The organism is Streptosporangium sp. NPDC006013 (assembly GCF_040614275.1).
In the GTDB taxonomy this organism is placed as follows: domain Bacteria; phylum Actinomycetota; class Actinomycetes; order Streptosporangiales; family Streptosporangiaceae; genus Streptosporangium.
On sequence record NZ_JBEXUE010000949.1, the window covers coordinates 1 to 1332 of the forward strand.

At 73.6% G+C, this 1332-nt stretch carries 1 protein-coding gene; it reads left to right on the forward strand.

The window, feature by feature from the left end; genetic code table 11:
• Positions 1-157: 157 nt before the first annotated feature.
• Positions 158-1332: beta-ketoacyl reductase (locus ABZ260_RS51145; RefSeq protein WP_355633260.1), on the forward strand; the 1175-nt coding region annotated here is incomplete at its 3' end.

Below are 1332 nucleotides of genomic sequence, written 5' to 3' on the forward strand. Positions count from 1 at the left end.
GTAGGCCCACGCCTCGTTGGCGAAGAGCATCGCCACGGTCCGCTCACAGCTGGCGTCCTGCGCGCAGATCTGTCCGAGCTGGAAGAACCGCAGCGTGCGGGAGAGCGGGCGCGACGAGCACGCCGACGGCCCGGTGATCTTCGTGACCCGTGGAGCGGTGGCCACCGATGCCGAGACCGCACCCGACCCCGTCGCGGCGGCGGTCTGGGGCCTGGTGCGCTCGGCGCAGGTGGAGAACCCGGGGCGGTTCGTCCTGCTTGATGTTGATGTCGAGCGGGTGAGTGGCGAGACGCTGGTCGCGGCGCTCGATTCCGCGGAGCCGCAGCTCGCGATACGCGATGGCCTGCCCCGGGTGCCGCGGCTCATCGGAGTCGACGATGACGTCGACGATGACCGTGCTGCCTCGCCGGCGCCGACCACCTTCCGGGATACCGATGGCACCGTGCTCGTCACCGGCGGTCTGGGCGGGATCGGCGCGCTCGTCGCCCGCCACCTGGTGACCGAGCACGGCGTACGTCACCTGATGCTGGTCGGCCGTCGCGGCCCGGACACCGAGGGCGCCGCGGAACTGGTGGCGGAGCTGACCGCCCAGGGCGCCGAGGTCACGGCCGTCGCCTGTGACGTGTCCGACCGCGGTGCCCTGGCCGAGCTGATCGCCGCAATCGCCCCGCAGCACCCGCTCACCGGGGTGGTGCACGCCGCCGGCGTGCTCGACGACGGGCCGATCGGCGCGCTGACACCCGAGCGGATCGACGCCGTGCTGCGGCCTAAGGCGGACGGCGCCTGGCACCTGCACGAACTCACCCGCGACCTCGGCCTGACCGCGTTCGTGGTGTTCTCCTCGGTGACCGCGACGCTCGGCAACGGCGGCCAGGCGAGCTACACCGCGGCCAACGCCCTCCTCGACGCCCTGGTACGGCAGCGCGCCGCTCAGGGGCTGGCGGGCCTGTCGATCGGGTGGGGGCCCTGGCAGCAGGACACCGGGATGACCAGCGCCCTCACCGAGACCGACATGCGGCGCATGGCCCGGGCCGGGCTGCGACCACTGTCCGCCGAGCAGGGACTCGCCTTCCTCGACGCCGCCATGACGAGCCGGGAGCCGGTGGTGGTGGCGGCGCGGCTGGACCGGGCCGCACTACGGGCACAAAGCCGCATCCCGGCGCTCTTCCGCGCTCTGGTGCCCGCCCCCATGCGACAGGCGGCCGCCACCTCCGCCACCTCCGGCGCACTGGGTGCCTTGTCGGGAGAGGCACTCGGCGAGGCGGTGTCCACGCTGGTGCTCGGGCAGGTGGCCGCCGTGCTGGGGCATGCCTCGGCGAACGCGATCTCACC